This window comes from Halomonas sp. BM-2019 (assembly GCF_017584085.1).
In genome coordinates this window covers 2,608,539-2,611,224 of sequence record NZ_CP071922.1, presented here as the reverse complement: position 1 = coordinate 2,611,224, position 2,686 = coordinate 2,608,539, and the positions used below count along the sequence as shown (strand labels likewise).

The 2,686-nt window shown below is 70.7% G+C and carries 4 protein-coding genes and 1 pseudogene; all 5 read right to left on the bottom strand.

What is annotated here, in order from left to right; translation table 11 throughout:
* Positions 1 to 115, bottom strand: a pseudogene (gene yacG, locus J5F18_RS13050) (DNA gyrase inhibitor YacG); the annotation flags it as partial.
* A complete protein-coding gene (coaE, locus tag J5F18_RS13045; protein ID WP_346299045.1) occupies positions 112 to 744 on the bottom strand; it encodes a dephospho-CoA kinase in 633 nt (210 codons plus the stop codon). The gene coaE and the pseudogene yacG, both read right to left, overlap by 4 nt.
* Entirely contained in the window at positions 741 to 1,181 is a 441-nt protein-coding gene (locus J5F18_RS13040) for a DUF86 domain-containing protein (RefSeq protein ID WP_346299044.1), read from the bottom strand. The genes coaE and J5F18_RS13040 overlap by 4 nt, the downstream gene beginning before the upstream one ends.
* Positions 1,174 to 1,554: a nucleotidyltransferase domain-containing protein gene (locus J5F18_RS13035; RefSeq protein WP_346299043.1), complete on the bottom strand. Its 381-nt coding sequence runs from the start codon at positions 1,552 to 1,554 to the stop codon at positions 1,174 to 1,176. The genes J5F18_RS13040 and J5F18_RS13035 overlap by 8 nt, the downstream gene beginning before the upstream one ends.
* Before the next feature lie 84 nt (positions 1,555 to 1,638).
* Positions 1,639 to 2,490 (bottom strand): A24 family peptidase, encoded by an 852-nt coding sequence (locus J5F18_RS13030; protein ID WP_346299042.1) that lies wholly within the window; start codon positions 2,488 to 2,490, stop codon positions 1,639 to 1,641.
* Positions 2,491 to 2,686 lie beyond the last annotated feature (196 nt).

The following is a 2,686-nucleotide window of genomic DNA, read 5'->3' as shown; positions in this document are numbered from 1 at the left end:
CGAGCAGGCGGCAGCGCTCGCTGCAGAAGGGGCGGTAGGGGTTCTGCTCGCTCCATACGACCTTCCGGTGGCACTCGGGGCAAGCGACTTCCAGGGGGCGTTGGGTGTTACTCATGGGGCTCCTCGGGTGTTTGGGGTGGCCGGCTGGGTGGCCAGCTCTCGATACCGTCGGTCCAGCTCGGCGACCCGGCGGCGCATCTCGGCCTCGCTGCCGCCATTGTCCAGCACATCGTCGGCGCGTGCCAGCCGCTCGGCCCGGGGCAGCTGGGCGGCGACGATGGCCCGGGCCTGGGCCTCGTCCACGTCGTCCCGGGCGGCGGTGCGGGCGATCTGCACGGCCTCGGGCACGTCGATCACCAGGGCGCGGGCGACCAGTTCGCGCTGGCCGGATTCGAAGAGCAGCGGCGAGACCAGCAAGCCATAGGGCGCCTCGCCGGCCTGCAGGCGTTCGAGGTGCGCCATCAGCCGCTCGCGGATGCGCGGGTGGGTCACGGACTCCAGCCAGCGGCGCTCCTGAGGGTCGGCGAAGACGATCTCGCGCAGCGCCCGGCGGTTCAGGCGGCCATCGGCATCGAGCACCCGCGCCCCGAAGCGCTCGGCGATCTCGGCCAGCGCCGGCTCGCCCGGCTCGACCACCTCGCGGGCCACGTCGTCGGCGTCCACCCAGGGAATGCCCAGCGACGCGAAGGCCCGGGCCACGGTGGACTTGCCCGAGGCGATACCGCCGGTGACGCCCACGATCATGGGCTCTCCTCCCCGGTTGCCAACGCCTCGATGGCCTGGCGACCGAAGGCCAGCAGGGCGCGATGGTGGGCCTGCTCGATCACATCCCGGACGATCTCGGGATCCACGTCCAGATAGTCATGGACCAGTGCATTGCGCAGCCCGATGACCTTGCGCCAGGGGACCTCGTGGCCGATGCAGCCCCGGTCGATCAGGCGCTCGAAGGCGGTCGACGGCTCGCTGACCGGCCTGCCCAGCTCGCGCTTGGCCCAGTGCTTGGCAAGCCCGATGCAGCCCTCGATCAGGATCTGCAGGGTTCGCTCGGCGGCATGGCGCTCCAGGCGCGACCAGGGCCGTTCGGCGAGGATCTCCCTGAGCGTGGCGATATCGGTCTCGCACTCGTCGAGATGTGTGCCCACGGCGAGCAGGTAGGCGGCGGCGGGCTTGGGATCAGGCATGGCGTCTCGCTCGAGGTGAATAGTCCAGCTCCCAGCGCGACATGATGCGCGATTCCTGGGTCATGCGGATCTGCGGCAGGCGATCGACCAGGAGCCGGCCCTCGTTGAGGATGCTCCAGCCGAGCGGGACGGGGCAGATGGCCAGGTCCACGACGCTCAGCGACGTCTCGCCGAGGCCCAGTGCCTCCCGCCAGCTCATGGCCAGCAGCTCGGGCCTGAGGCGTCGCTCCAGGGCATCGGGCAGCCAGTCGGCGAAGGCCACCGCCAGGTCGTAGTCGCTGGCGCCGTGGTGGTCCCCACGGGCGCGTGAGCCATAGAGCCAGAGGGCGGCAAGGTCATCGTGTTGATCCGCCAGGCTGATCAGCCTGGTCAAGACGGCATCCTGTGCTGGCACTGCGGTCATCCTCGGTCTCGACACCATTGAGCCAAGGGTACCAGCTCTGCGGCGCCGGCGACGTCACAGCAGGAAGAACTGCCCATACAGCGCCATCAGCGGCTCGCCGCCCAGCAGCGCCACCCAGCCGGCCAGCGCCAGGTAGGGGCCGAAGGGCATGGGGGCGCCGCGCAGCCGGGGGATGGCCAGCTGCACCAGGATGCCGATGATCGCACCGATGCCCGCGGAGAGGATCAGCAGCAGCGGCAGGGTCTGCCAGCCCAGCCAGGCGCCGAGTGCGGCGAGCAGCTTGAAGTCGCCGTAGCCCATGCCCTCCTTGCCGGTGGCGAGCTTGAACAGCCAGTAGAAGCTCCACAGGGCCAGATAGCCCGCCATGGCGCCGATCACCGCGCTCGGCAGCATCAGCGGCTGGAAGAGCAACTGGTAGGCGAGCCCCGCCCAGAGCAGCGGCAGGGTGAGCAGGTCCGGCAACAGCTGGGTGCGCAGGTCGATCACCGCCATGGCCAGCAGCGCCAGGCAGGCCCCCAGCACGAAGAGCCCCTGCCAGCTGGGGCCGTAGAGCGCCACCACGGCAAGCGTGAGTGCCGCGCCGGCCAGCTCCACCAGGGGGTACTGGGGGCTGATCGCCGCGTCGCAGTGGGCGCAGCGCCCGCGGCGCTTCAGCCAGCCGAGCACCGGCAGGTTGTCGTGCCAGGCGATGGGGGTCTCGCAGCTCGGGCACAGCGAGCGCGGCGTGGCCAGGTTGAAGCGCGCCCGCGCCTCCTCCGGCAGCTCCAGCGCCTCCCGGGCCTCGGCGCGCCAGCCCAGCATCAGCATCACCGGCAGGCGCACGATCACCACGTTGAGGAAGCTGCCGAGGCACAGGCCGACTACCGCCGCCAGGGGCCAGAGGAGGGAAGGGGGAAGATCAAGCACGGAAAATTCCTTGGTTCATCGGACTTTAGAGTGAATCTGTCAGGCAGGCGGTGCAGGGTGGGAGGGCATGGTGAGGATGCAGGGTGCAGGGTAGGGGTGCCGGGTAGGGGTGCCGGGTGGGAGGCCGGGTTCCCCGGGCGAAGGAGCCGAAGGCTCCCGGCGGCAGTGGCCACCCTCTCCAACACCGCCGGGGCGC

Bases quoted from the DNA above. Each gene is read 5' to 3' on its own strand.
- J5F18_RS13040 (WP_346299044.1), bottom strand. From the start codon at position 1,181: ATGCCTGATCCCAAGCCCGCCGCCGCCTACCTGCTCGCCGTGGGCACA.
- coaE (WP_346299045.1), bottom strand. From the start codon at position 744: ATGATCGTGGGCGTCACCGGCGGTATCGCCTCGGGCAAGTCCACCGTG.